Here is a 1,024-nt window from a genome sequence, read left to right on the forward strand (position 1 = left end):
GGCGTGCGCAACGCCGCGTACGCGATGCGGATGTCGCCGGTGATCGGCCCGAGACGCGTCCGGCGGGCGGCGGCCACCCCGTTCACGATCGACGAGTCGGTCGCGGTGTCGCTCGCGCAGGCCGATCCCGCCGCGCGGCGCGTCGGCTTCTGGGTGACCGGCGTCGGGATCTGGGTCGGCTGGAACGTCACGACGCTCGCCGGCGCCCTCCTCGGCGACGTCCTCGGCGACCCCCGCACGTGGGGATTGGATGCCGCTGCCGCCGCGGCCTTCCTCGCCTTGCTCTGGCCGCGGCTTCGGGGCCGTCAGCCGCTCGCCGTCGCGATCGGCGCGGCGGCGGTCGCCGCGCTGCTGACGCCGTGGGTCCTGCCCGGCATCCCGGTGATCGCCGCGGCCGGCGTCGCGCTCGCCCTCGGCTGGTTCGACCCCCGCCCGATGCGCGCGGCGGACGACGAGGGGCGGATGCCATGACCGTATGGACCGCCGTGATCGCGGCATCCGTCCTCTGTCTGGCGCTCAAGGCGGTGGGCTACGTCCTGCCGCAGAGCTGGCTCGACGCTCCCCGGCCGGCGCGGATCGCCGACTTGTTGACCGTCGCGCTCCTCTCCGCGCTCGTCGTCGTGCAGGCGCTGGCCTCGGGTCCGGCGATCGTCGTGGACGCGCGGCTCCCCGCGGTCGGGGTCGCGGCGGTCCTGCTGTGGGCGCGGGCACCGTTCCTCGTCGTCGTCGCGGCGGGAGCCGTGACCGCCGCGCTCTTGCGGACGTTCGGCTGGGCCACATGAACCCGCACCTAGACTGACCGCGTGATTTCCGGCATCGTGCGCGTCATCGGTTGGGTCGTCGCTTTCCTCGTGGGCGCCGTCTACGGCACGGCGGCGACCGTGGGGCACGCCTTCCGCCTCGGCGTCATCCCGGTCGGATTGATCCTCGCGACGATCGGTTGCGCGGGGCTCCTCATCGCGCTCCGCACGCTGACGCAGGATCGGGTCAACGCGATCGCCGGGGGCCTCGGCATCATCGCGGC

Annotated in this window: 2 protein-coding genes and 1 pseudogene; all 3 read left to right on the top strand. The window is 74.4% G+C overall.

Going from position 1 to position 1,024, the window contains the following annotated elements; genetic code table 11:
• Positions 1-471 (top strand): AzlC family ABC transporter permease (locus I5G_RS21140; RefSeq protein WP_022878419.1); only part of this gene is annotated, 471 nt, incomplete at its 5' end.
• Positions 468-782 (top strand): AzlD domain-containing protein, encoded by a 315-nt coding sequence (locus tag I5G_RS07005; RefSeq protein WP_022878420.1) that lies wholly within the window; start codon positions 468-470, stop codon positions 780-782. The genes I5G_RS21140 and I5G_RS07005, both read left to right, overlap by 4 nt.
• A 21-nt stretch (positions 783-803) precedes the next feature.
• Positions 804-1,024: pseudogene (locus I5G_RS07010) on the top strand (histidinol dehydrogenase); the annotation flags it as partial.

The sequence above is a fragment of the Microbacterium sp. B19 genome, from assembly GCF_000333395.1.
Lineage (GTDB): Bacteria > Actinomycetota > Actinomycetes > Actinomycetales > Microbacteriaceae > Microbacterium.

Excerpts from the sequence above, each read along its gene's own strand:
- I5G_RS07005 (WP_022878420.1), top strand. The coding sequence starts at position 468 with ATGACCGTATGGACCGCCGTGATCGCGGCATCCGTCCTCTGTCTGGCG.